Source organism: Pontibacter burrus, assembly GCF_010686685.1.
Classification (GTDB): domain Bacteria; phylum Bacteroidota; class Bacteroidia; order Cytophagales; family Hymenobacteraceae; genus Pontibacter; species Pontibacter burrus.
Map to the genome: position 1 here is coordinate 523,456 of NZ_JAAGWD010000002.1, position 25,985 is coordinate 549,440.

Genomic DNA, 25,985 nt, shown 5'->3' on the forward strand with positions numbered 1-25,985 from the left:
CAAGCTATAAGTCATAGTCTTAATTTTAAGCTACATCCTAGGGTGTTTTCTGGAGTAGGATAGGAGCAGTAAGATAACAGTTCTTAATAAAGCTTTAACTATTACAACAGCTCACTTTTCTATAAATGGTACCTACTCTCCTTTTACCCTTTTTCATTTAGCTCCTTCATAATTTCTGCAAATAACCGGGTAGATTTTAAGCGTTTATCCAGGTTGTACATAGTGGAGACCGTGATCAGTTCATTCACGCCAGTTTCTTCCAGGAATTCCTGAATCTGCGTTTTTACCGTCTGTTTACTGCCTACAAAGGAATACCGGAGCATTTGCTGCAGCGTTGGATGCTGCAGTATATCCTTCAACTCTTGAGTCATCTCGGTTGGTGGCTCTAACGGGGCTCTGGATCCGGTTAATACCCCTACAAACATCCTGATCAGAGAAGTGAACAGCTTTTGGGCTTCTTCATCAGTGTCAGCAACAATAACATTCACCCCGGCCATGGTATAGGATTTTTCTAAAAACTGGGAAGGTTGAAACTCCTGTTCATAAATGCGCAGGGCATTATGTAAATGTGTGGATGCAAAATGACTGGCAAAAGCATAGGGCAATCCCTTCTCTGCTGCAATATGGGAGCTATCAGTCGTCGAGCCTAATACATAAATAGGAACATCGGTTCCTTCTGCAATGGGTGCCCTCACCTTTGCAGTTTTATTGTATATGGAAAAATACTGCTGAATCTTTTCTATTTCCCGCGGAAAAGAATGAGCTGCTTCCATAAAATCTGACCGGATAGCACGCGCAGTGGCCTGGTCGGTGCCAGGCGCTCTTCCCAGGCCCAGATCAATGCGCCCAGGGTATAAATGGGCCAAGGTCCCAAACTGCTCGGCTACAATCAAGGGCGAATGATTGGGAAGCATCACACCACCTGAACCTACCCGGATGGTAGTGGTGTTTTCGGCCACGTAACCCATGAGCAGTGATGTGGCGCTGCTGCCAATATTATCGGAGTTATGGTGTTCGGCAAACCAAATGCGTTTGTAGTTGTGTGCTTCTGCTTCTTTTGCCAATGCCAGTGAATTGTGCAGGGTACGCTGTATGGTTTCTCCCTGTGATACAACGGCAAGCTCTAAAATGGAATAAGCAATTTTATGTTTCATGGTATTCAATTCTTATTTGCTTCTGGTAATTGGGTACAGTTGATTCCTACTGAAAATCAGAAAGGCCTGTTATTGGTTTCCTGCATGAGCGGTTCGGTAAATGGCCATTATTTATTCATATCAATGAAAATTTGCTGTATGTATTGATGCAGGCTTTAGTAACAGGAATGAAGGTACATAGTTTACATTACTATAACCTGATCTCAGAGAAGTATCCCAAGTATGAAAAATAAAGTGACCAACCATCTGGTGAACTATAAGGAAACGGAATGTAGAAAAACACCATCACATTCCTACTGGCTATAGAGACATAACATCTTCTGTTAAACACTTTCTTTAGTAAGCTGTAAGGCATTTGTTCACCATCTATGTTATCCCAGGAAGAATAATTATAAAGAGCTCCTTTATTACTGTCTGGCTGTTATTGTTGTAAAAGTTTAAAATGCCAGAGGTTCGATAACTCACCTTAGTAAACGTAGCTTAGTTTGTAAAAAGGCCCATCCCACCAAGATGGGCTTTTCTTTTGTATTGAGTAGTCGGGGCCTCCCAGCCGGAATACCAGGCAACCTACGTGAGTTTTTGGCCGGAAAATATCCTCGTATAACCCTGGCATTGTTGTCACCCGTGTAAAGACGAAACGCCTGACCTTTCAGACCTGGGTTCAGGCCCGGACTATAGGGCCGCAGTAATTGGCAGGATATTACAACTAATCTGCAGAAAAGTCTGCACTAATTTGCATAAGCAATAAACTAAATCAGCTGCAAGAAACTCAGCAATCCGGTCCTTACCAAGAGCTGGGCCTGTATATAATCATGCGCTGTAGGGGTTACAGGGGCAACTTGTGCATGGAGGTTGATACCTGCATTGAACAGTGAAATCCATTCCCTTTTCAGGGCAATATGGTTACCAATCTCTCTGAACAAAATCTGTAGTCATGTGCAACTGGTAAAAACAGGCAGCAGGGGTAAGATGAGGTTTGGTGTTGTGACATTGATAGCATATCACCTTTTTAACTATTAATAACCAATCTATTAACCAACCAATTTATGAGAAAAGTCATACTTATGAAATTGGCTCTGTTTCTTACGCTTGTTAGCCAGGCGTGGGCTCAGAGTCGGACTGTTTCCGGGACAGTTACGGATGCAGCCAATGGGCAACCGTTACCTGGAGTAGCAGTGATTGTGAAAGGTACTTCTATAGGTATCACCACGGGCTACGATGGCACGTACTCCCTCAACGTGCCGGAAAGCGGAAATACATTGCAATTCCGCTTTATTGGTTATGTCACTATGGAGCGTCCGATAACAGGCAATGTGTTAAACGTAGCACTTGCAGTAGATAGCAAACAGCTGCAGGAAGTCGTTGTTGTGGGCTATGGTGTTCAGGATGTCAAAGATGTAACCGGATCGATTACCAGCATTTCAGCTGCTAAAATTGAGAATCAACCAGTACAAAGCTTTGACCAGGCATTAAGCGGAAGAGCAGCCGGTGTGCAAATCACGAACTCATCCGGTATGCTGGCAGATGGGGTTACCGTGAGAATCCGCGGTGTCGGATCCATATCCAACAGCTCCCAGCCTCTTTATGTAATAGATGGCGTGCCAATGGCCCAGGTAAGTAACCTGAACACATTTAACGGGGGAAACGGTACCCGCTATAACCCACTGGCTGACCTGAACCCGAATGATATTGAATCGATTGAAGTTCTGAAAGATGCCGCCGCCGCCGCGCTCTATGGTAGCAGGGCAGCTAATGGTGTTATCCTGGTAACGACAAAAAGAGGTAAAACTGGAACCACCAAAATTACCTATGATTTCTACACAGGTTATAATGAAATTGTCAGACGTCCCGACCTGCTGAATGGGGATGACTTTATAACGATCCAGAATGAAAAAGCTTCCAATCGCTTTGGTGTGGATGACCCGAAGAGTGTGATTACCGGGAACGTAGACATCAACGGTGATGGAAAACCAGACAGAACAAACTGGGTTGATGAGGTTTTCAGAAAAGGTAAGGTGCATAGTCATCAGCTTTCGATGTCCGGAGGGAATGAAAAAACCTCTTATTACGGCTCTGTTTCCTATTCGGATCAAAGTGGTGTAGTGGTAGCTAACCGCCTAAGAAGGGGGGCAGCACGTTTAAACTTGGATGTAACTCCGAAGAACTGGCTGAAAGCGGGCATTAGTACGAGCTTCACAAAAACGTTGAATAACGGCGTGCTGGCGGAGGGATATCTGGCCGGTGTTGGTGTTGCAGGCCTGAATGCCCCTTCAAACTTGCCTGTTTATGGCAATGATGGCTTCTATTACCTGAATTCAACCGGTTATTTAGGCAATGGCGCCAACGACCAGACTTACCTGCTCAACAGGTTCTATCATCCCAGAGCAACCCTTGATCTGCAGCGAAATCAAAATACTTCCCAGCGAATGCTGGGTAATGCGTACATTGAAGTCCAGCCAGTCAGGAACTTAAAGGTTACTTCCAAGTTCGGTATTGACTATATTCAGAACTTCGAAGACCAGTACAGTGATCCCCGTATTGCAGGTTTGGGATGGAGTTACAACGGACTTGTACAGACCAACAATCTTAGCCGTAATCAATGGAACTGGTCAAATTATGCTACCTATAGCTTCTTAGTGGGTGAGCAGCATAATTTCGCAGCAACCGGGGGTATTGAATACCAGGAAGTAGTTCAAAACTCCATTGGCGCATACGCCGGAGATTTTGCAGATCCTTTCTTCAAAGATATCATTACTGGCACATTTGCAGAACAGATTGGTTCCGACGGAGCAAGGACGCATAACGGTTTTGATTCTTACTTTGGCCGCCTATCATATGATTTTGGTAATAAATATTATGCTGAAGTAGCCTTCCGTGCTGATGCATTTTCCGGCTTCGGTATGAACAACAAACGAGGCTATTTTCCCGCCGGTTCAGTTGGCTGGAGAATCTCTGAGGAAAGCTTCCTGGATGGGGTTGACTTCCTGAATGACCTGAAACTCCGTGCCAGCTATGGTATTGTGGGAAACTCTAATATCGCTGATTTTGCGTCCCGTACGTTGTATGGTGGCGGGTTATATGTGGAGCAGAACGGGCTAAGTCCGGTGCAGGTCGGAAACACCAATCTGAAGTGGGAGACTTCGAATAAACTGGACATCGGCTTTGACCTGTCCGTGTTGCAGGACCGTGTGGGGCTGACGTTCGATTATTTCAATACTTCCATTACCGACCTTGTCCTGAATGCACCGGTACTGAGAACGACCGGTATTCCGGGTGCTTCCGTAAGCACAAACATCGGCTCAATGAATAACAAGGGCTTTGAACTTGCCTTAAATACTGTAAATATTGAAAAGAACGACTTTTCCTGGTCGACCAACTTCAACTTTAGCAAAGTCAAGAACGAAGTCACAAGCCTTTATAATGATGTGCCGGTCGTAAGTGGCTCCAGCCAGGCAGCAGTAGGGTATGCCATAGGAGAATTCAAATTAATTCGTTGGGCTGGTGTGAATCCGGATAACGGAATGGCCATGTTCCTGTCTAAAGATGGTGTCGTAAAGCAGTACGATCCTGCGACTCAGAAGTATTATCTGTTGGACGGTTCTGAAACAACCCAGATCACCGGGGATGACGCTGTGTTTGCCGGTAATCCATACCCGAAGTGGTTTGGCGGTGTAGACAATACCTTCAGGTACAAAGACTTTGATATTGGCGTTTTCTTCCAGTTCAGCGGCGGAAATAAAATACTGAATCAAACCCGCGCCGGTTTGATGACAAACTACATGAACAATAACCTTAACGAGATTAAGGACAGATGGCAGAAGCCAGGTGATATTACAGATGTACCAAGACTGTACCTGCAGGATAACGTTTCAACCCGTCTATCTACCCGTTGGTTAGAGGATGGAGATTTTCTGCGACTACGCCAACTGAGCATAGGATATAATGTCCCATCTGAACTGACCGATAAAGCCGGTATAAGTACTCTCCGTCTTTATGCCCAAGCGCAGAATGTTTTTGTATTAACCGCTTATAAAGGGTTTGACCCGGAAGTTAACACCAACAGAAACGTGAATATTGCATATGGTGTTGACAACAGATCAATTCCACAGGCGCGTAGTTTTACATTTGGGGTGAATATTGGCCTTTAATTTTAATTTCAATCATGATTAAACCAGTTAGAAAAACGATTTCGACATCACTGCTGCTTGGCGCACTGGCTTTTGCCGCACCTTCATGTGACATAATTGAAAAGGAGCCGATTGAGAACCTGTCTCCCGATTCAGCATTTACGACACCTCAGAGAATTGAAAAGGCTGTTGTCGGCATGTACGATGATACTCAGAATGCAGAGTTTCTGGGAGGGCGTGCCCTGATTTATTCAGATATCCGGGGAGCAGATACGGACCCAGCTACATACTTTGGGAACATTGGCTTATTCAATACCTTATCAAGTGATGGTACGGTAACCAATGCCTGGACGGGAGGATACCGGGCCATTTACACGACAAATTTATTTTTACAGGCATTGGAGGCAAACCGGGCAAAGGTTCCTACTGAAGTTTTAGCAAAACAGTATGAAGCTGAAGCGAAATTTTTGAGAGCATTAAACCATTGGTATTTAGTGAACCTGTTTGCACAGCCTTATACCTTTACAACAGATGGGTCACATTTGGGTATTCCAATAGCACTCAAAGCGTTTGATGCCTCAACTGCTTTCACACCTGAGGCGCAGCTTGCCAGAAGCTCGGTTGCCCAGGTTTATGCACAGATAGAGAAGGACCTTCAGTTTGCCGCACAAAATCTGCCAACCAGGACCGGAGTAATGTTTTCAGATGTTGCCCGGGCAACCAAGGGTGCTGCAGAAGCACTGCTGATGCGTTTATACCTCTACAAAGGGGACAATGTTAAAGCTTTGGAGCAGGCGACAAAGGTGGATGCGATGGGATATAAATTAAATTCCTCACCAGTAACGGTATTCTCGAATTACACAACCTGGGAATCCATTTTCTCTGTCGCCCATAACCTTAACGATAACCCGAATACGAACCATGCTTTAGGACAGCATTATGGTAGACGTCGGGATATTTCAGTTGATCCTTACCTGAGTCTTTTTCCAGCAAACAGTACGGATCTTCGCGTTTATACATTAACGAAGAAAGAGGACGGTAAAACCTATACACTGAAGTACACAGATAATTCGCAGTGGGTACCGGTTATCCGATATGCAGAAGTTGTGTTAACTAAAGCTGAAGCATTAGCCAAACAATCGTTAGCAAATGGAACAGTGAATGAAACAGCGGTAGCATTTCTGAACGAAATCAGAACTAGAGCGAATGCCTCCACTTTTCAATCGTCCGACTTTTCAAACAATAGCGAACTTCTGGAAGCTGTGCTTCTTGAAAGAAGAAGAGAGCTGGCATTTGAAGGGCACGGGATGTTTGATTTGTTAAGAAATAAGAAGGACATTCCTGCTAACGGGAATAATAAGCTGCAAGTGTATGGATCCGATAAGACGATCCTCCCTATACCGCTGGTAGAGACTCAAGCTAATCCTAACCTGAAGCAGAATCCCGGTTATTAGTATTTTCATAAAAAAGAAGGCCCTCTATAGAGGGCCTTCTTTTTTATGAATGCTTTGTTGTATACGCCTCCGTTGTTCACCTACTGCTCATGGTAGCGGGGGCTACCGGAAGGCATTCCTTTGCCTGCATTTCAAATGTTGAATGTTTACGGTATCATGTCTTGTACTTGCCAGGCGTGCTTGGAGGGCATTAAAACGTTTCTGGCTGTTGGTATGCGGGGTGGTGCCTGCCAGGATGCGGGCGTGATATTCCTGCTTCCAGGGTTTTACATCGTGGTTTGCCAGTGCGTGGTTGGTATGGTACACAACCTGCCTGCTGGCAACAGGATAAAAAGGCACGACCGTTGTTGCGGATGCTTCCAGGTTCACCACTTCCTTGTTGGTGCCGATCAGGTAGTTCTGGCCGGTGGCGTGTTTTACATTTTGAACAAAATCCAGCGCCTTTTCCCCGGAATTCTGATTCAGGATCCCTCGCGTTACAAAGGCAACCGGCAGGCCTTCCGGCTCGCTGTGCAGGTCGGTTAAGGCGTTTATGACCACGCCAACCCCATCGTTATTCATCCCAGCAAAACCAAGAAAACCAGCACAAGACATAATATACTTTACTATTCTATACGGTAGTATTAAAGCTTAGCCAGGTGTATAGAAAAAGCCCACCATAGCTGATGGGCTTTAGCACAAACTAATGAAGGTTGAGTGTACTGCGTCAGGAATTTACTTTCTCCCCAACTTTAACTGTTTTCTTATCTGCTACAAAATTAGGTGAGACTTCGAGAGATATAGTTGTAGTTTCCTGCCATTTTAACTTGTTCCAGATTCCTCTTAGCAAGTGTTTGTAGTTATTTTTTCTGTTGTCTTCTCTACTTAGCTCAACTTTTGAATAAATTAATAATACCTGAAGATCTGAGCTCAATTCTGAAGTCAACTGAATATATTAATTGAATAATGTAAAATAGAGAGAGCCATGTTATGAGTAGAATGGCGCAGGTATCACGAAATGCAGTGTCTAAAGAATACAGGTGTATCTATCAAGGAAGAATAATATTTTATGGTGTATTAAGTTATATAGCAATAGTTAACCTAAAGCACATACCATTCTTGGCCATGTTGTCAATTGTCCCAAAAAGACTTATCGGAACATTGCTCTTCATGTTACCCTGTGTCATGTTGTATGCACAGACTTACTCAATAGAGGGAACAGTTAAAAGTGCAGAAAATGGCCAAAGTATACCTTTTGTAGCAGTAGGTTTAAAGAACAGCAGCACAGGCATTACAGCAGATGGAAGAGGCAAGTTTAAGTTATCGTTAAAGGCACAAAATTTAACGGATACATTATATTTTTCAGCTATAGGTTATAGCAATCTCTTGATTCCGGTAAAGAAGCTCATAGGTAGGGAATTTAAAAAGGAAATCTATGATTCTAACCAAAACTCCTATAACAAAGCATTCTACCTTTCTCCAAAGCCTGTAGCACTTGGGACCGTAGAAGTTAAGGCAAGCTCTGTGAAATGGAAAGAAGTTAGGGTTGGCTATAATATAAGCAAAGGGGCCTCTTCATGGCACGAATTTGAGCCGTTGGATACTTTATTAAGCGGAGTCACTGGGCAGGAAATAGGCAACAATTTTCGGACAAAAAAGTACCCGGTATACCTGAAGGATTTTAATTTCGGTTTACATGGTTCCGGGAATTTAGCAGTGACAATCAGACTTCGCATCTACTCCATTAGAAACAACCTACCCCATGAAAGCCTGCTTGACAGGGATATCGTGGTAAAGATACCGCGACACCACACAGGCTGGATTAAGGTCAATCTAGAGCAATACAATATTAAACTGGATCAGGATTTTGCTGTAGCACTGGAATGGATTAACGAGGCAAACAGCTTGAACAGGAACTCTTTAATGACTTTTGCAAAAATACCTAAAGATCAGATTACTTTTTATAGGGACGCTAAAACTTCACTCTGGAGAAAGCTTCATGCTACAAGCATTGGCATGTATGTCTCCTTGTTATATGAGTAATTGTGAAGTGCCTGAATAGTTGAGTTTTTATCAGCAAACAAGCTGGGATATGAAGCCTGTATCCTGGATTATGCCACTAATTTAAATGAGATCTTTCTCTGCGAGTTTCAGGGAATGTACTTTTGTATGAAGTACGAAGCATATTTCAATAGTCGGTATGCTTATATATGCATTAGCTAACATGCTGGTAGTTAATAGTTAATGATTGAAATTTCGACTTGTTATTCTTACCTTTACAAAAGAAATTTCTGAAGCTTAAGCGAGGGTGCAAATTAGGGATCTAAGAAAAAGCTTTTATGTTTTATATTGATAATTAGTAGGTAATGGTCTGGGTTCGAATCCCTTCCTCTCTGCAGATAATATTGCCAATAGATCAAAAAGCCCTTAATTTACTGATTTAAGGGCTTTTTTGTTTCATTCCTTTTTCTAAATTATTTAATTTTTCCTAATCCCTAAGAAGCTTATTCGGGTACCTGAAGCAAGGAGTATCTACCTATTAGTAATATACTTTTTAAGAGTGTCAGACGGCTGGTTCTAAACATGTGCTGTCTATGGTTGTTCAGGAAAAGTCGCCTGGTTTCGCATCATTCCATTTGGCATCAGTGAGCTGCACGATCATCAACACTGCGGGCTGTTCACCTACCGTTCCCGATAAATGCCCTTTACGGCCTTTGTCGTCTTTCTTTGTGTTTTGATCGCCCCCAAAAGATAAGTCACCCGCCCCCATTTCCACCCGCTGACCGTCCATCGTTTCCACGTACCAGCGTCCCGACAATGGGATGATCCATTGTGGTTTGGGGTTTTCGTGCCAGTTACCTACCCAACCGACAGGCAACTCTGTTAACAGGACCTTGGCACCGGAAGTTAGCAGATGATCGTTCCATTGCGGATCTGCACCGCCGCCCACACTTTCTTTAACAAAGGCAGTCAGCTCACAGTGTGTCTGCCGGCTCACACCATTCGCATCTGTCCAGACGTGCCAGTAGGAGAGTGCGGGCTTCTTTTCCTCTGCGTGTTTGCTTGCTGCCATAGTTTCGTTGCTTATAGTTCTCTACTTTTACCAAACTTTAATGCTGGTCCTATCATCTAATCTTCCGTGTTCATTCCTGATGCTTTTGTTGGGAAATTATCTTTCTGATCTGTTCTGCTACCCAGTCGGGAGCTTCCAAAGGGCTCAGGTGTCCGACTTCTTTCGTAGTAATAAGTTTTGCATGCTTTAGCACGTTCATTACCTGTTCCTGTATTACCCTGGCAAGTATAACCGGATCATCTTCAGAGGCGAGTACTGTTATCGGTACCTGTAGTTCCTTCAGGTTTTCGGCAATGGAGTGTGCCATCCCTTCCATCAGCCACCAGCGCCAGGTAGCTGGGTCGGTGGAGAGCTGCGTTTCGATGGCCACGTCATGCTGTTCTTTTGTCAGGGGGCGTTTTATGGCATTGGCTACATTTGTTTCGGCTTCTTGCCGGTCGGGGTGATGCAACATGCGCTTTTTCTCTTTCTCAGGCATGGGTTCTATAGTGGGAGGGGAGGGTGCAACTAAGATCAGCTGCCGAACTGTTCCTTCTAGTACATCGGCTGCTGCCTGCAAAGCAATTTTACAACCCATAGAATGTCCGATAAGACTATAGTTTTCAAGTTCCAGCTTATCCAGCTCTTCCCGAACAAAATCTGCAAAGCCTTTGATAGATGGCGGATGAAGCGCAGGCGTGTTTCCGAACCCCGGAAAATTCAGGGCAACGCAGCGGTATGTATCGGAGAGCTTTTCAGTTACCCACTTCCAGCTCCGAACCGATCCACCGAAGTAATGCAGGAATATCAGTATATCTCCCTTGTTTCTCCATTCCAGAACTGTATTTGTATCTGCCATAACCTATAGTTTGTGAAGGTGATAAGAGCTTGTTCTAACCAAAAGCTGTTGCTACCGAACCACCATCTACGCGGTAATTGCTGCCGGTAATATAGCTGGCGTGCTCTGAGCATAGAAACGCGATCACAGCTGCTACTTCACTGGCTTTGCCTCGCCGGTCAACCACAATGTTCTCACGCTTATTTTTCAAAAACCAGGTGACGGCTTCGTCCACAGAAGTTTTTCTTTTTTCTGCCAGCTCCTCCATCATGGCATCGGTCATAGGAGTAGCCACGTAAGCCGGCGACACACAGTTGATCAGGATGCCTTCCGGGGAATAAGCTTTGGACAGACACTTGGTCAGGTTGATGATGCCGGCTTTGCAAGCATTGTAAGGACTTTCTTCTTCATAAGGTTGCATAGCATTTTCAGATGCGATCAACACAATCCGGCCCCAGCCTTTTACTTGCATCTGTGGAATAAAAGCCCGGCATACCCGGACGGCTCCCATCAAATCAATGTCGATGGTATTATACCAATCTTCGTCGCTGAGTGTAAGGAAATCGCCGGCAGCGCCACGTATACCGGCACAGTTCACTAAGATGTCCGTACCACCAAATGCATCTTTAACTTGATAAGCCAGTTGCTGAACTTCATCAAACCTTGTCAGGTCTGCTGTAATGGCCATTACCTTTGCATCATCTTTAGCCTGGGCGCGAACCTCCTCCGCAGCCTTTTCCAGCCCCTCAGTTGTCTTATCACTCAGGATAATATTGACGCCTTCAGCTACCAGCATTTTAGCCGTAGCCAGCCCTATACCAGAGTCGGCACCTGTTACTACTGCCGTTCGGCCGCTTATTCTCAGGTCCATAATCAATTTTTTTTACTGCTGTGTTCTTTAGTTAGACACCTGTAATCGTAAAAGGTTACAGGGCTTAAAAATCGCTTTGAGATAGGCTTACTAAGGAGTGAGTTGCGAGATGGGACATTACAAGATGCTAACTGGATGAAATCTCATATAGTAGAAGGCGCTTCGAACAGAGGGATTGTTCTATTAAACATGTTTAAGTAACGAAAGGAGTAAGGGAATTTCCTTTGGGCTTTCTATAAAAACGGTTTAAATGTTATTTTGATAAATAACCATACCTATAATCTTAAAAATGGCTCAAGTGGTTTTCTACTGTGCAGCATTCTAATACCCCGCGCTTATGCGAATACCTTTGTACTTGTATAGATTATTTAGGATAGGGCTCTTAAGATAAGTAGCTTACCTTTCCTTCAACGATTTATGATTTTCAGATGCCTTGAAAATTCCAGGGCGGAATAGGGTAATAGGCATTACCTAACTATAGGTAAAGTCCATCGGGAATGATACATAACTGTTATCTTTCAGAAAAGAACTGAAAGAAGGTGGAAGCCCCGCTTAAGTGTTTCTGGTTTTTATATCTTATATCGTGAGTATGACAGGTCACTTTCCAATACTTGGCATAGAGAAGTTTCAGCCGGCGCTGCAAGCAAATCAAAGCTTGCAGTACATACAAGTGCAGGGGGAACAGCATATTGATAAACCTCACAAACACGATTTTTTAATGCTGCTTTTGTTCGAAGAGGGAAGTGGCACCCACACGATTGACTTTGAAGAATATGCCGTAGAGAGTGGCCAGTTGCACCTGTTGCTGCCCGGACAAGTGCATCGCTGGAGCCTCGGGCAAAATACATTGGCTTATCAGCTCATGATTAGCCGGCCTGTCTTTGAAATCTTTTCTTCTTCGCTGGAGCTTTCTTTTGTGCTTTACCAGAAGCAACCTGTTATCAGCCTTTCCTCTGAAGCTTTCCGTAAGCTGCGCTACGAGTTTCAGGCTGTGCGGGACGAGCTAAACTCAAAACCAATCGACTGGATTATAATCAAACTAAGGAGCCAGATAATAGCTCAACTAGTTAGCCATGAGGCAGAAAGCAGGAATGAGCTCTTCTCCGTGTACCGGGCTGCCCCTGCGCTTGTTAAGTATCATAACCTGATAGACAGGTACTTTCAGGAACAAAAAACTGTGGCATTCTATGCGGAAAAACTACATATTTCAGCTAATTACCTGAACATACTTTGTAAGAGGCACCTACAGGTATCGGCTATGTACCTCATTCAGAACCGCGTTATGTTGGAAGCCAAACGTCTCCTCCGTGCTACCGAATTATCAGTGAAGGAGATTGCGTTCGAACTTGGTTTCAGCGACCTGGCTTATTTCTCCAACTTCTTTAAACGCCAGACCGGCAGCTCACCGCGTTCATTCCGGGCTAAGTTATAAAATTCACAAGTTTTGACAGAAATCGTACATCCGGGCAAGTTTTAGGTGAGTTACCTTTGTTGTGACAAAATTAAATAAAATGGCCCTGCAACGCATTACACGTAAAGACTTTATCAAAAACTCATCCATCCTTCTTGCTGGCAGCAGTATGCTTTCCTGCAGTAGTTTGTTTGCTGGCAGCCAGTCAGAGCGCAACGATAATAACAAGTCAACAGCTATCGGTGATGCTTTTATGCTAAAGAACGTGCGGCTGGAAACAGGTTTTGAGTATGAGGAAGGTGAGGTAATTGCCACCAGAACCGGCTTGTTCCTAATTGAGATCAGCAATGGGAAAATAAAAGCTATCCAGCCTAATAATCCAAACGCCAATGCCATCGATGCGAAAGGATTGCTTCTGTTACCTGCTTTTAAGGACATGCACATCCACCTGGATAAAACCTTCTACGGCGGTCCCTGGCAGGCACGTCGCAAAAAGAACCGGACTGTGGGGGACATGATTACCTACGAGCAGCAAATTCTTCCTGCTATGCTCAGCACCTCTACCGAGCGGGCCGAAAGTCTTATCGAACTTTTGCAAACACATGGCTCCAGTTTTGCCAGAAGCCATGTCAATATCGAGCCTACTTCCAAGCTTGACTCCCTGAAAAACCTGCAGCAGGCTCTGGAAAACAAGAAGGATAGCTTTGCTGCAGAGCTGGTTGCTTTCCCTCAGCACGGTATCCTGCGTTCCAGGTCGCAGCACCTGATGCAGGAGGCTGCTAAAATGGGCATCGACTTTATCGGCGGCCTGGACCCGCAAGCGATTGATGGTGATATGGAAAAAAGCATGGACTTTGTGTTGCAGCTGGCCTTAGACCATCACAAAGGTATAGACATACACCTGCACGAGGGGGGAGAGAATGGTCTCAAAACCGTGAACTATCTCATTGACCGGGTAAATGAAAACCCTGCCCTGAAAGGTAAGACTTTCATCAGCCACGCTTTTGTGCTTGCCCGGCTCGACAAATCAAAACAGGAAGAAATAGCTGAGAAGCTGGCGAATGCACGCATTGGTATCATCTCTACTATACCTTTTGGAAGCATGATCATGCCTATCCCGACGCTTTACAACTATGGCGTAGACGTACGCACCGGCAATGACTCCATTGTAGACCATTGGGACACCTTCGGGACTGGCAGCGTGCTGCAAAAAGCGAATCTGATGGCACAGCTCTATGGCTACTCCACCGAGCTGGAACTTTCCCGGTGCCTGAAACTGGCCACACATAACATATTGCCACTGGATGAAAAAGGTAACCAACAATGGCCGAAAGCTGGCGACACAGCGGACCTAGTGCTGGTAGATGCCAGCTGCTCAGCGGAGGCTGTTTCCCGTATTTCACCAGTAAAATCACTCATTCATAAAGGAAGAATTGTGTATTAAACCCTGTTTCAGATGCGTTTCTTATTGCTATTTCATTTTCTCTTAACTTTTACCACCTGTAACACCGAAACAACTATGCAAACTACGGTTGCTCAAAACTCAATTATAAAAGCTGTTATAAAAGGAGAAGCACAAATGGTAGAATCGGCTTTAGAACGAGGTGCCGATGTGAATACTATAGATGCTCAGAAAAGATCTCTGCTGTTGTTAGCCACCCAGAACAGGGACCTGAAAATGGCACAACTGCTGGTAGCGCATGGGGCGGGTGTGAATCAGCAGGACATCATGAAAGACAGCCCGTTTCTGTATGCGGGAGCGACAGGGCAAACCGAATTGGTTAAGCTGTTTCTGGAAAATGGTGCCCGATTTGATGTATTTAACCGATACAACGGAACTGCGCTTATTCCTGCCTGTGAGAGAGGGCATCTGGAAGTAGTAAAATTGCTGGTTAACACCAAGGATTTTCCTATCGATCACGTGAACCGCCTGGGCTGGACTGCCTTGATGGAAGCTGTAGTACTGGGTGATGGCAGTGATACTTATGTTAAAGTGGTGAAAACGTTAGTAGATGCAGGGTGCGACATTAACATTCCGGATAATGAGGGAGTAACCGCACTGCAGCACGCCCGCAACCGAGGTTATACAGGTATTGTGGAGATGCTGGAAAAACCTGCTAAGTAAGTTCATTCCGGTTTTAGTCTGAAAGTAATTCTATCGCTCTTGAAGTGATATATTTGCTCATGAAATGCATGGCTATACCTAAACCAGGTGCGTACGTATGAATTAAAAACCCCTGGTGCGCATTAATGATGGAAAAGCTGCAATCCCTGCGTCTGATTCTATTACTGATATCACTAAAGAACTATAATCTGGTAGGTGTAGCTGGTCAAGGGAGGAGGCAACCATGCAAACAACCGCACAAAATCGAATCGTAATCATAGGAGTCATTAGCTGCTACATCGCCTGCATCGGAGATTTTGCCGTCACCTCGCTGTTAGCCACGCTTTACCCCGGCTATGATCCCCTGCAGCAGTCCGAAAGCTTGCTGAGCATTACCGGTAGTCCGATTGCCCATTGGATCACCATCTGGTGCATTTTCTTTACCTTTTTGTTTATCCTGTTTTCCCTGGGTGTAGAAGCCGCTTTCGGGAAAAGCCACCGGGGCATTACCTTACTGTGCTGGCTGATCGTGATCTATGGCATTGGAGAAGGGGCCATTTCCGGGCTGTTTCCCTATGATTTTGTCGACGGAGAACTTACTGTTCCGGGGCATATTCATGCGGTGGCAGGTATGGTGGGACAGGCTTGTTTATACTTTGTGCCGGTAGTTGCCTGGTATGCCTTGCACCGGGATTACCCAAGTATAAAAGTGCTTTCCATCCTGGTGCTGGCGGCAGGCAGCATTTTCCTCTTGCTCTACGGTGCAACAAAGTTAAATTTGATCGATTACCGGGGGCTGTGGCAACGGCTTTTCATGGGCGTATTCTTTGTGTACCTCATGTACCTGGCCTGGCTGAGCTACAGGCAGGTGGGTCGTATGTCCTCGATAGGGAGTACCTAAACAGAGGCTTCCGACACTTTTTTCAGGGCAACAGGCACCTGCAGCAACTGGTAATCGTCTTCATACACAAGGTATTTTTTCTCCCAGGTGGGCGAGAACTTCTCTTTATACTTTCGGAGACCTTTAAAATGCCCGAAAGCCCGCAGGTTTTCATAGGCATAGCGGATCGTCTTCTGTGGAATGTTCTTGCCATCAATGCCCGACATCGGCGCAAGCCCCATATTCACTTTTTCAAACCCTTTGGCTTTAAAGTATAAAAAGGTCTGGCAGAGCAGCATATCCAGGATGCCGTTGGGAGCGTCGGGTAGTTGCCGGATCAGATCGTACACGGCCATACCCGGTATGCCGGAAGGAACCACGTCCAGGAAGGCGTATACTTTTTCATCTGCTTTTTCAATTGTCAGGATTGGGTGGTTTATCAGAATAGCCGGATCAAAAACCCCTTCTGTAAACGACAGCTCCGCCTTTCCCTTTTCCTGTAGCCAGAGCGTGGAAACCTGTTCCAGTTTTTGCAACAGACCCGCTTTAATAGGAGGATCGTATACTTTAAAGATAAACCCCTCGGCGGTGAGTTTGCGCACAGCGTTCCGGTTGGCATGCATTTTACTTCCTTCCAGCGAGAAAGAAGGGAGGTCCACGATGGCTTCTTCTCCGATCGGAAAGCTTTTCTTGCCCAGCGAAGTATAAAGCGGCAGGTTTTCTTCGGGTACACGGTAATAAGCAGAGATAAACCCGTTTTCGGTACAGTATTCGTCAAAGGCCCGGATGGCCGCCTTTATAGTCTCCGAATTAGCGGCTACAGGGTCTTCCAAGGCAATGGCCACGTGCTGCCATACTTTAAAAGAGACAAATGCCTGCTTGTCCGGGGTGAAGAAGAAAAGCTTGTCGGGATAGGTCTTAAAGTAATTAAGGGAGGAGTGGCCATACTTGCCGGTTAGTTCGGTGGCCAGGGCTTTCTCTTCGGCGGAGTTAAAAGGCTGCTCAAAGTAGGGGCGCAGCAACCCATAGAGCACAAATACTAGGTACGCGGCCCCTGCCGTGTAGAGTGAAAAAATAAACCAGTGGGCAAAAGGGGTAAGGGGATTTATCCCGGCATTATCGAAGGTAAAAAAGAGCCGCAGCACTTGCCGCATCGACAGGTCGAGGCTGAAGTCCACGCCAAAATGCACCTTATCCATGAAGTAGAAACCAATGACCCCATACAGCAGGACCAGGAGCAGCCCGTAAACCAGTACCAGAATACTCAACCGGGTGTAGAGCGGGTGCGACCTTAAAATATAAGCTGAGCGAGTATAAAGCAGGCTGATCAGGGTAAAAGCAGCAAACAATGCTTCTTCATAATCAATGGCTTTGGTCAGGTGCCCGACGATGGAGAGCGAGACCAGTACAACCGCCAATACCCAAGCACGCCGGGAGCCCTGCAACAAGTATACGGCCAGCAACAAAAGTATAATGCCGGCCACCATCACCAACCCATTGGAAGCCGAAATAACCTGGTGCGGAAAGATCCCCTGGACAAACTGCAGACGGGCCGGCACGGCAGGCGCAATAACTGAGAGTATGTTCACGATGCCTGTTAAAAAGAGCAGCAGGACCGGAAACACCCGCAGCAGGAAGCTGTCTTTCCGGATAAAAAAGCTACCTACACCAGCCAGAAGTAGTAACCAGAAATCGAACAAGCGAAAAAGCAGGGTAACAGAGGCTGCGGCCACGACCGGCAAGCCATATTGGTTTAAGATAAAGGTCAAAGCAACCTCGATGGCCCCCAGGCCCCGCAGCACCGGCGAGGCAATCAGCAAGATCATCATGACCACATAGCCAATAAAAGCCGCCGGCCAGGAGGCGGGATAGTCCAGTGCCAGCATGGCGATGTATAGATGCGACACGCCAATGCATTCAATTCCTACAGAGGCCGCTAGAGCAGCCCATAACTGCGTTCGGTCCAGGGGCTCCCTGGTAATCTCGTCAAGCATGGTAGCCCATTGCGGCAGCCTTTTGTGAAGCAGCCCGTAAGCCCAGCCTTGCCGGAGGAACGAAACCAGCGCCGCGACCATGGCCGTTGTCAGTAACACCAGGAAGACAAAACCCAGTACTGCTGGCGTCTGTAGCTGGCCCCGCAACAGGGCAAAGCCCAGTGCCGGCACCGCAATGATGATTACCGACAACATGCCGCAGGTACCGTAGAGCGAGGAAGCCAGGTAAACGTGCGTTTTATTTACCTGCTCCGATTCGATCGGGCGGGAAAAAAAGGCGAGGGAGGAGAAGCCACCGGCCGGCAACAACACGCTGATCAAATTGCGTTTCAGGAACAAAAGTATAGTTTGAGACCGGGGTATGGTTTTACCCAATGCCCTGAAACTGCGAAAGTACATCTCGCCCTGCAGCAGGATGTGGCCGCAAACAAGCAGTCCCCCCAAGAGCAGGTAGAGCGTCTTGGCCTTCTGCAGTTGCTGTCGTATCGAGACCAGTTCTATTTGCTCATGCTGCACAAAGTATACGGCCATGGCCAGCAGAAACAAAGCAAACAAGCCCTGCCAGAAATACAGGTTGTGCAGCAGGCGGGGAAGTAAGGCTATCCCCTTGGATTTAAGCTCCGAAATGTTGTTCATACTTCATATCCTGTTCCTAAATACATTATGCCTGCTCTTTTCGGTTGCCCAGCAGCAGCCCCCAGGGCTTGAGAACGTCGATTCGATCGAAGAAAAGTTTAATGATGCCTGTCAAGGGTATAGACAGGATCATGCCGGCAATACCCCAGAGGGCATGCCCGGCAAGAACTACCGTGATGGCAACCAGGGCGTTAATTTGCACCTTGGAGGCGACCAGCTTGGGTATGATAAAGGTGTTGTCGATGAAGTGAATCAGGACCGCAAGCGCCAGGACCAGCAGGGAAGAAGTCATGGTGTCTTTGGTGATGAAGGTAACCATGAGCATGAGTGAAAGTGCAACCGCCCCGCCAATGTAGGGGATCACATTGAGAAAGGCAGCGATAACGCCAAGAAGTAAAGCAAATTCTATCCCGATCAGGTAGAGCCCTACCGCATACATTGAAGCCACGATGGCAGCCTCTAGTACCAGCCCCGTCAGATACTTTTGGACTAGGGCTCTGGTTTCTGTAAAAATCTCCGCCATCGCTTTTGTTCTTCTCTCGAAAAGTTTGTAGAGAAAGGTGACAATCAGCGGCTCGTAGAAAAGGAGGAGCACGATATAGATGCATGCCAGTAGGGTTTTTTCCAACGTATAACTAAGAGTAATAAAAATCTGGCCGATGGACGCGCTGGTGCTGAGGATGAGGCGGTCTTCGGTCTCTGTCGCCCACTTGGTTACCTGTAGTGCGTTTGTATGAAACAAACCCGAAATCCACAAAAGCAACTGGTGAAGTAATACCTGCATTTTGAGCAGAATTTTCGGGAAAAGGCTGCTCAGCAGCCCTGCCTGTGTGGTGATAAAGAACAGGATTATGCCTGTGAGCAAAATAACGGGTGCCAGCGTGATCAGGATGGCCAAGCCTCTGCTGATCCTTCTTTGGACCAACCAGTTAACGATCGGGTGGAGGACGATGGAAATAATCACCCCAAAAAGGAAAGGCACCAGTATAGCCTGCGTAATGGAGAGGATAGCGACAAATACATAAATGCCCACGAGCACCAAGGCCAGCTTGGCGTAGAAGACTAAGGGCAGAGAAGGGGGCTTTTTTTCCAGCATTTATGAAATTCGAAAGTTTGTTCCGTGCTGTTCTTTCAGAAACCTGCCAGAGCGTACCATAAAGCTTTTTCCTTTGGGCAGCACGTGCAGGAGCAGGTGTTCCAGGCACAGCGCCTCGCCATTAGGGATGGCAGGGAAGTTGTTTTCATACAGATGCCGTCCATCCATAAGGATGACCAGGCCAGAGCCGATGGTTTCAATCATATTCCCATTTCTGATCAGCACACCCGTATCTTCACCCAACCCGATACCGATCCGGTCAGGGTAAGCCGCGATCGATTCCATAAGGCGTGGCATGCGACGACGGTTGATAAAATGGGTATCAATAAGCATGTTGGGTAGCAAAGCGAGGCCTTCAGCTAGTCGTACCGTTCCTTTTGCCAGGATGCGCCGGTGCTCGGCCCTTTGGATCATGATGCTGCACAGTGCCATGGCCCCTGCACTAGTTCCAGAGATCAGGAATTTTTCTTCCTGCTGATAGCGCTCCTGAAGTATAGAGAGCGCCTGTGTCTGTAGAAAGGCTGCTGCTATTCTGCTCTGATCGCCACCCGTAAACAAAACACCATGGGCCTGGCGCAGGCGCTCCAGGTTTTCCGGCCTGTCTGCCTCCTCCCGCGTCTGGATGTGCATCACCCCTACATTGTGACTATCGAGCAGGTGAAAAGCCTGGACGTAGGCAGCGCCCATCTCCGCAGGTATAAGCGAGGCCGAGGTCACTACTTCCAGCCTGGATTCGGTGCCGTAAAGCTCCAAATGGATTCTCTCCAGAATACCCTGCTGAAAGAAGTTGATCTTCCTTCTCAGGTTAGGTAGAGTAGGCATTGGATAAGTGCCCTTATCCACGTTTCCACCAATGGCGATGATTAAACCTTTTGGAGTATGCATAATGAGTTTACTAAAGCCAAAACTGCACAGGAGAAAGTTGTTGCTGTTTGTATTTAATACGGTTAAAAGATAAACTAAACAATGTTTCTGGAGTAAAAATAAAGAGTGAGACTGCCCATCGCAGCTTTACTGATTTCCCGTTGCCTGCAGAATTTCCAGGCTTTTCGATGATTTTAATAAACTATAGCAACTGTTATTTTCTGGTAGATGGAACATGTTTTTTATAGACACTGGTGGCTACTGAGCTTAAAAGGTGTCGCAATGATTATTCTGGGGATTCTGGCCTTTGTGTATCCAATCAGTGTCATCATTGGTCTGGCATTCTACATTGGGTTGCTACTGGCCATTGTGGGTGTTTTATGGATGGTGACCGCATTTTCTAATAAGGATAAGAGTCAATGGGGATGGATTCTGGCTGTGGGGCTTTTTGATATGGTATTAGGGGCGGTACTGCTGTTTTTTCCGTTGCAGACAGTGATGGTTTTTGCTATCCTAACCGGCTTTTGGGCCATCTTTACAGGTATGCTTCAGATAATCGCTTTTTTCTCTGTACGTAAAGTACATTCTTCTACCTGGGGACTTATGCTGCTAATGGGAGTGTTGGCGATAGTACTGGGTATGTTCCTGATTTGGAGTCCGTTCGCCGGTGCGGTAGCTTTAACCTATGTATTAGGCATTGAGGCGTTCCTGATAGGCATCATGAGCCTTGTGTATTCGTTCCGGTTGAGAAAGATCGCTTCTCCTTCGGCAGGAGAAGGCCCCTACCAGTTTTCGCATTGAGGTAACAAAGCATTAACAGCTGAGACTCGAACTTTTATAAACGGTTGCAAAATCAACTGCAGCTTTTTACCTGATAGTCAATCTTCGAGATGTAAGACAACTGAAGGTATTAAGAAAAGCTCTTCAACTGAGTATGGTTGAGATCTCTTCTTCTCTGCTGATAATACTATAAGAATAAGTGAACCCCTGCAATTAGAAAATTACAGGGATTTTGGTTCGTCTATAGTTGGTTGATATTCAACATCCCTTAGAACGAACGCTGATAGAGACATCAACCAATTTTCAATAAATAGATTAGCTCTGAATAACCTCAATCTAAATTTAATACAAGAGGCTATAGTTTACTTTTGTTTCTTTTGATAGATCTCTATTCCCTGCTGCTTGGTGTTTGTTTTCCAACCCCTGTGCATTCGTTCGCTATTAAATACCAGCGCGATATTCCCCTGCGTATCAACCCCAATCACTCCAACATCCCCTTGATCTGGGTTTATCCGATCCAAAACAACTGTTTCGCAGGCTTTCTGCAGCGGCATATCTTTGTATTCCATTAAGGCAGATACATCATAGGCGACAATATTCTTCATTAATAGCTCACCATCGCCAGTACCTGATATAGCACAGGTTTTATTTTTGGCATAACAACCTACGCCAATGATGCAGCTATCGCCAATGCGTCCCATTTTTTTGTTTTCAACGCCACCCGTAGAGGTTGCTGCTGCTACATTACCATCCTGATCTAAGGCAACTGCTCCAACAGTACCATGCATGCGGGCATTTAGCTCATCCAGCCCAATACGGTCGCTGCTGGTAAATTCTTCTTCACGCTTTTTTGAGAAAGCATCGTACTGATGTTCAGTAATAAAATAAGAAGATGGCTCCATACGAATGTCTATCTTTTTAGCATATTCGAGTGCGCCCATATCTCCCAAAAATCTATATTTTGTATTCAGCATCACGGCTTTAGCTAGCGAAATAGGATTGCGGATGTTTCTGATCAGTGCTACCGCACCTGAAGCCTGATCTTCACCGCGCATGATGGCGGCATCCATTTCCACTTCGCCGTTTGCATTCAGAGCCGACCCTCTGCCGGCATTAAAAAGCGGATTGTCTTCCAGTGTCTTAACGGCAGTTTCCACAGCATTTACTGCCGACCCGCCTTCTTCCAATAGCTTGTACCCGGCATCAACTGCGTCCTGCAAGCCTTTCTGGTAGCCTTGCTTATTTTCTTTTATATGGTCTGAATCTGGTCCTGCACCTCCATGTACTACAATTGCAATTGGTTTCTTCTTGGCCATAAAAAATCTGTTCGTTTGTTAATGATGATTTAGCAATCCTGTGCAATGCTTCAGGACAGCATAGCGTATCTGCACCGGAAAACGCAATAAGTTGGTTAAAGTTAAGTGTCTGCTGCTACCCCTTTCAGTCTATTTTAGAGGGCAGCCTTGGTATTGGTTTTTCATGTTCATTGCCAACCTTCCGGCAATGCTACTGGTTTGTTAAGGCTGCTGCCTTACCTATAATTTGAAATGAATTTCCAATCAATCCGGGGTTCCCTGGCAGCAAATCATACTTTCCCTAATTTTCCTTTGCAGACCACTATAAGAAAGTGGATGGACAACTATAAGTCTTTTCTGGTGTGGGAATTTAATACCTGTTTCGTCTGCGTATCAGAAAAGTAGTAGTGCACTATGCATGGTGCATTTCTGAAGCCAGATTATTGATTAGTACTTTGCAGCCCCCGGGTCAACCTATAGTTGTCACCAAAATAATCTGTCAGAAACTATAGACTTCAGATGCCATCCGTTACTTATCAGCGTTTAATTCCCTGTGCTGGATAATCCTGAAATTCTCAACTAGTTTTACTGCTTCCTGAATGTTCTCTGAAAAAAGTGTGATAAAGGCATTTTGCGGGGCATACTCAATGGCATAGGCCAGTGCGCTGGACTCCTGCTTGATCTCGATAGGTTCCAGGTTGGGTTTTACGGCAAATATACCTTGTTTCAACAAGTCGTTGATTTCGCTGCCTTTGCGACCCCGCAGGTCTTTATCCTGCCTGATGATGATCTCGTCAAAGATTTCTGCTGCGATCTTGCCTACTTCTATCATGTCCTGGTCCCGCCTGTCGCCAACACCTGCAATGATGCCGATCTTGGTGGGCGCTTCTATGTTCCGGATAAAGTCTCCGATGGCCAGCATACTGGCAATGTTGTGGGCATAATCAATCAGTACCTCTACTTTAGGCAGCTTAAACAGGTTCATGCGGCCCGGCATGGTTTCGGCGGAAGGAATGAAGGTACGCAGAGCCGTTTTTATCTCGTTCAGTTCCAGATGCGACACATAAGCAGCCAACGTTGCGGCAAGCACATTATAGATATTGAACTTGGCTTTGCCACCGAAGGTAACTGGTATGTCGGCTACCCGATCGACACGGATTTTGTAGGTGTTTTTGAAGATGGAAACAAAGCCCTCTTCATAAACTGCAGCCAATCCGCCTTTTGAAATGTGCTCTGTTATACGTGGATTATGTTCCTGTAAACTAAAAAAAGCAACCTTGCAGTTCAGGCCGCTTGCCATGTCAAATACCAGGTCATCATCGGCATTTAAAATGGCATATCCCTCAGGGCATACAGTTTTAGGAACCACAGCTTTCACCCGCGCCATCTCTTCTACCGTATTAATGTCGCCCAGCCCCAGGTGGTCTTCAGATACGTTGGTTACGATCCCGATGTCGCATTGCCTGAAGGCCAGACCAGAACGTAACATTCCCCCGCGGGCAACTTCCAGCACGGCATAGTTTACAGTAGGGTCTGTCAGCACAAACTCGCTGCTAAACGAGCCCGTCGTATCGCCTTTAATGATCTTTTTGCCTTGTATATAGATTCCGTCTGTTGTAGTAAAGCCAACTTTATAACCTTTAAAGTTCAGGATATGCGATATGAGCCGCGAGGTAGTGGTTTTGCCGTTTGTACCGGTTATGGCAACTATAGGAATACGTGAGGGCGAACCATACGGGAAAAGCATGTCTATGATCGGTTCGGTCACATTTCTGCGTAGCCCTTCAGTAGGAGCGATGTGCATTCTCAGGCCAGGTGCCGCATTGACTTCTATTACGGCGCCCCTGGTATCGGGTAACGGTATGGCAATGTCATTGGTCATTACATCAATACCGCAGATATCGAGGCCAATAATGCCCGCAATACGCTCTGCCATCAGCACATTATAAGGGTCAACTATATCTGTTACATCGGTGGCTGTACCGCCAGTGCTCAGATTTGCTGTTTTCTTTAAGTACAGGATTTCGCCTTTCGGAAGAACAGTTTGCAGGGTCATGTCCTTTTCCCTTAATATGCCGCGGGTAATGCGGTCTACCTTTATGTGGGTGAGTTCTTTTTCGTGCCCGACACCCCTGCGTGGGTCTTTGTTAACTTTGTTTATCAGTTGCCTTATAGTTGAGCTGCCATCTCCGGTTACCATGGCTGGGGTGCGGCGGGCCGCGGCTATAAACTTGCCGTTAATCACAAGTAAACGGTAATCTTCGCCCTGTATAAACTGCTCTACCATCACTGCCTGGGAGTAGCGCTGTGCTTCGGCAAAACCCCGGGTTGCCTCTTTCCAGGTTTGTATGTTGATGCTTGCTCCTTTGCCCTGGTTACTGTCCAAGGGTTTGGTTACGATTGGGTAGTCCAGCTCGTCGATGGCATCTTCCAGTTCCCGATGATTAAACACAGTTCTGCCTTTTGGTACAGGTATGCCTGCTTCTTCTAGAATCCTTTTGGTCAGGTTTTTATCTCCGGCATTCTCGACAGCAAAAAATGAGGTGTTGCTGCTTAGGGCAGCCTGTATGCGCTTCTGGTAAATGCCATAACCCAGATGGATGTGACTGGTTTGCCTGTTCTGGATATAAGGGATGTTGCGGTTTACGGCTTCCCTTACAATGGCTTCTGTGGTCGGGCCAAAGTATTCGTCTTCCCTGATCTGGTGTAGTTTTGCCACATCCTGGATGATGCTTACTTTCTGGCCCCTGGCCAGCGCTTCTGTAATGCGCACCGCAGCTTCGGCAGCATACATCCCTGCACGTTCTTCCTGGTACGAGAATATAACTGTATCTACACCAGGCTGAGAAGTGGCATAACGCCTGCCGTAACCACTGTCCATACCGGCTATAGTTTGCAGCTCGAGCGCAATATGTTGTACCACCTTGCTGAGTGTTGTTCCTTCTTCAACTAACCGTAAAAAGCCTCCTTGTGTACCCTTTTGAGAGCGGTGCTTGTACATTCCCGGGAACAGTTTCTGAATCTTTTGTGAGAAGTTTGTAAGCTGGTTTGTCTCTACATCCTGCAAATCTTCCAGGTCGAGTTTAAGCACTATAATCTTGGGATGCTTGATGGACCAGTAATTTGGCCCACGCATTATTTTCAGTTCGAGGATCTTCATAAAACCGGGAATGGGTACCTATTGTAAACTTGGTATTAGGTAATTACTTAAAGCAAAAAGGAACAGGCTGTAGCGCGTCTTATTACTATACGAGTAATCAGGAACAGCCGGGCGGAAGAGGGAAATAATTACGTAATAGCACTTCAGAACTTAGTAGTTTAAATAAATTAGTAAGTATTTACACGCTCAGCTATAGTTTCTGAAGCTGATCTGATCATGCCATCTAATGCGAATGCGGTTTGCTGAGATCGGGTTGATATAGTTGGAAGGGAAGAGGTAAGGATGAGTGA

Annotated in this window: 19 protein-coding genes; 8 read left to right on the forward strand and 11 right to left on the reverse strand. The window is 46.0% G+C overall.

Translation table 11 applies throughout. From position 1 onward, the window contains the following. Positions 1-143: 143 nt before the first annotated feature. Positions 144-1,154 (reverse strand): LLM class flavin-dependent oxidoreductase, encoded by a 1,011-nt coding sequence (locus tag GXP69_RS06955; RefSeq protein WP_163913759.1) that lies wholly within the window; start codon positions 1,152-1,154, stop codon positions 144-146. Positions 1,155-2,200: 1,046 nt separating this feature from the next. Between GXP69_RS06955 and GXP69_RS06960 the strand changes: the two genes are divergently transcribed. Together GXP69_RS06960 and GXP69_RS06965 are read left to right on the forward strand one after the other, a co-directional pair. Further along, positions 2,201-5,302 (forward strand): SusC/RagA family TonB-linked outer membrane protein, encoded by a 3,102-nt coding sequence (locus GXP69_RS06960; protein WP_163913761.1) that lies wholly within the window; start codon positions 2,201-2,203, stop codon positions 5,300-5,302. A gap of 14 nt (positions 5,303-5,316) precedes the next feature. Then, complete coding sequence (locus GXP69_RS06965; protein WP_163913763.1) at positions 5,317-6,735, forward strand: RagB/SusD family nutrient uptake outer membrane protein; 1,419 nt, start codon at positions 5,317-5,319, stop codon at positions 6,733-6,735. Between the two features lie 102 nt (positions 6,736-6,837). Here GXP69_RS06965 and GXP69_RS06970 read toward each other — a convergent pair whose 3' ends face one another. Beyond that, positions 6,838-7,296, reverse strand: coding sequence for a carcinine hydrolase/isopenicillin-N N-acyltransferase family protein (locus tag GXP69_RS06970; protein ID WP_163913765.1), 459 nt, complete (start codon positions 7,294-7,296; stop codon positions 6,838-6,840). Between the two features lie 417 nt (positions 7,297-7,713). Between GXP69_RS06970 and GXP69_RS06975 the strand changes: the two genes are divergently transcribed. Beyond that, the gene (locus tag GXP69_RS06975) at positions 7,714-8,757 is read left to right on the forward strand and encodes a carboxypeptidase-like regulatory domain-containing protein (protein ID WP_163913767.1); all 1,044 of its coding nucleotides are present in this window, start codon (positions 7,714-7,716) and stop codon (positions 8,755-8,757) included. 559 nt (positions 8,758-9,316) lie between these two features. Here GXP69_RS06975 and GXP69_RS06980 read toward each other — a convergent pair. Genes GXP69_RS06980 through GXP69_RS06990 form a run of 4 tightly spaced genes read right to left on the reverse strand, consistent with a single transcriptional unit; the run spans position 9,317 to position 11,475 of the window. Further along, entirely contained in the window at positions 9,317-9,712 is a 396-nt protein-coding gene (locus GXP69_RS06980; RefSeq protein WP_204281940.1) for a cupin domain-containing protein, read from the reverse strand. Continuing rightward, on the reverse strand, positions 9,690-9,821 hold the full coding sequence (locus GXP69_RS19165; protein WP_262887409.1) for a hypothetical protein: 132 nt from the start codon (positions 9,819-9,821) through the stop codon (positions 9,690-9,692). The genes GXP69_RS06980 and GXP69_RS19165 overlap by 23 nt, the downstream gene beginning before the upstream one ends. A 36-nt stretch (positions 9,822-9,857) precedes the next feature. Next, positions 9,858-10,625 (reverse strand): alpha/beta fold hydrolase, encoded by a 768-nt coding sequence (locus GXP69_RS06985; RefSeq protein WP_163913770.1) that lies wholly within the window; start codon positions 10,623-10,625, stop codon positions 9,858-9,860. A 34-nt stretch (positions 10,626-10,659) separates the two neighbouring features. Beyond that, positions 10,660-11,475: an SDR family NAD(P)-dependent oxidoreductase gene (locus tag GXP69_RS06990; RefSeq protein ID WP_163913772.1), complete on the reverse strand. Its 816-nt coding sequence runs from the start codon at positions 11,473-11,475 to the stop codon at positions 10,660-10,662. Positions 11,476-12,130: 655 nt separating this feature from the next. On the opposite strand from GXP69_RS06990, the gene GXP69_RS06995 reads away from it, so the two are divergent. From GXP69_RS06995 to GXP69_RS07010, 4 genes are all read left to right on the forward strand, one after another. Next, complete coding sequence (locus GXP69_RS06995; protein WP_235925582.1) at positions 12,131-12,907, forward strand: helix-turn-helix domain-containing protein; 777 nt, start codon at positions 12,131-12,133, stop codon at positions 12,905-12,907. Between the two features lie 61 nt (positions 12,908-12,968). Beyond that, positions 12,969-14,330: an amidohydrolase family protein gene (locus tag GXP69_RS07000; protein ID WP_317164571.1), complete on the forward strand. Its 1,362-nt coding sequence runs from the start codon at positions 12,969-12,971 to the stop codon at positions 14,328-14,330. 12 nt (positions 14,331-14,342) lie between these two features. After that, positions 14,343-15,011: an ankyrin repeat domain-containing protein gene (locus GXP69_RS07005; RefSeq protein WP_163913776.1), complete on the forward strand. Its 669-nt coding sequence runs from the start codon at positions 14,343-14,345 to the stop codon at positions 15,009-15,011. 223 nt (positions 15,012-15,234) lie between these two features. After that, on the forward strand, positions 15,235-15,891 hold the full coding sequence (locus GXP69_RS07010; protein ID WP_163913778.1) for a DUF998 domain-containing protein: 657 nt from the start codon (positions 15,235-15,237) through the stop codon (positions 15,889-15,891). Here the strand turns inward: GXP69_RS07010 and GXP69_RS07015 are convergent. Genes GXP69_RS07015 through GXP69_RS07025 form a run of 3 tightly spaced genes read right to left on the reverse strand, consistent with a single transcriptional unit; the run spans position 15,888 to position 20,481 of the window. Next, positions 15,888-18,500: a phosphatidylglycerol lysyltransferase domain-containing protein gene (locus tag GXP69_RS07015; protein ID WP_163913780.1), complete on the reverse strand. Its 2,613-nt coding sequence runs from the start codon at positions 18,498-18,500 to the stop codon at positions 15,888-15,890. The genes GXP69_RS07010 and GXP69_RS07015 overlap by 4 nt on opposite strands. 25 nt (positions 18,501-18,525) lie before the next feature. Further along, positions 18,526-19,596 carry an AI-2E family transporter gene (locus GXP69_RS07020; protein ID WP_163913782.1) on the reverse strand — a complete coding sequence of 357 codons (1,071 nt, stop codon included), beginning with the start codon at positions 19,594-19,596 and terminating at the stop codon, positions 18,526-18,528. Further along, positions 19,597-20,481: a cyanophycinase gene (locus tag GXP69_RS07025; RefSeq protein ID WP_163913784.1), complete on the reverse strand. Its 885-nt coding sequence runs from the start codon at positions 20,479-20,481 to the stop codon at positions 19,597-19,599. Positions 20,482-20,742: 261 nt separating this feature from the next. Here GXP69_RS07025 and GXP69_RS07030 point away from each other — a divergent pair, with 261 nt between their 5' ends. After that, positions 20,743-21,261 (forward strand): HdeD family acid-resistance protein, encoded by a 519-nt coding sequence (locus tag GXP69_RS07030; RefSeq protein WP_163913785.1) that lies wholly within the window; start codon positions 20,743-20,745, stop codon positions 21,259-21,261. Between the two features lie 341 nt (positions 21,262-21,602). Here the strand turns inward: GXP69_RS07030 and GXP69_RS07035 are convergent, their stop codons facing one another. Beyond that, entirely contained in the window at positions 21,603-22,556 is a 954-nt protein-coding gene (locus tag GXP69_RS07035) for an isoaspartyl peptidase/L-asparaginase family protein (protein ID WP_163913787.1), read from the reverse strand. A gap of 508 nt (positions 22,557-23,064) precedes the next feature. Then, a complete protein-coding gene (gene cphA, locus GXP69_RS07040) occupies positions 23,065-25,695 on the reverse strand; it encodes a cyanophycin synthetase (RefSeq protein ID WP_163913789.1) in 2,631 nt (876 codons plus the stop codon). Positions 25,696-25,985: the final 290 nt, after the last annotated feature.

Bases quoted from the DNA above. Each gene is read 5' to 3' on its own strand.
- GXP69_RS07035 (WP_163913787.1), bottom strand. From the start codon at position 22,556: ATGGCCAAGAAGAAACCAATTGCAATTGTAGTACATGGAGGTGCAGGA.
- GXP69_RS06960 (WP_163913761.1), top strand. From the start codon at position 2,201: ATGAGAAAAGTCATACTTATGAAATTGGCTCTGTTTCTTACGCTTGTT.
- GXP69_RS07020 (WP_163913782.1), bottom strand. From the start codon at position 19,596: ATGCTGGAAAAAAAGCCCCCTTCTCTGCCCTTAGTCTTCTACGCCAAG.
- GXP69_RS07025 (WP_163913784.1), bottom strand. From the start codon at position 20,481: ATGCATACTCCAAAAGGTTTAATCATCGCCATTGGTGGAAACGTGGAT.
- GXP69_RS06985 (WP_163913770.1), bottom strand. From the start codon at position 10,625: ATGGCAGATACAAATACAGTTCTGGAATGGAGAAACAAGGGAGATATA.
- GXP69_RS06955 (WP_163913759.1), bottom strand. From the start codon at position 1,154: ATGAAACATAAAATTGCTTATTCCATTTTAGAGCTTGCCGTTGTATCA.
- GXP69_RS06975 (WP_163913767.1), top strand. From the start codon at position 7,714: ATGGCGCAGGTATCACGAAATGCAGTGTCTAAAGAATACAGGTGTATC.
- cphA (WP_163913789.1), bottom strand. From the start codon at position 25,695: ATGAAGATCCTCGAACTGAAAATAATGCGTGGGCCAAATTACTGGTCC.
- GXP69_RS06965 (WP_163913763.1), top strand. From the start codon at position 5,317: ATGATTAAACCAGTTAGAAAAACGATTTCGACATCACTGCTGCTTGGC.
- GXP69_RS07030 (WP_163913785.1), top strand. From the start codon at position 20,743: ATGATTATTCTGGGGATTCTGGCCTTTGTGTATCCAATCAGTGTCATC.
- GXP69_RS07010 (WP_163913778.1), top strand. From the start codon at position 15,235: ATGCAAACAACCGCACAAAATCGAATCGTAATCATAGGAGTCATTAGC.
- GXP69_RS06970 (WP_163913765.1), bottom strand. From the start codon at position 7,296: ATGAATAACGATGGGGTTGGCGTGGTCATAAACGCCTTAACCGACCTG.
- GXP69_RS06990 (WP_163913772.1), bottom strand. From the start codon at position 11,475: ATGGACCTGAGAATAAGCGGCCGAACGGCAGTAGTAACAGGTGCCGAC.
- GXP69_RS07005 (WP_163913776.1), top strand. From the start codon at position 14,343: ATGCGTTTCTTATTGCTATTTCATTTTCTCTTAACTTTTACCACCTGT.
- GXP69_RS07015 (WP_163913780.1), bottom strand. From the start codon at position 18,500: ATGAACAACATTTCGGAGCTTAAATCCAAGGGGATAGCCTTACTTCCC.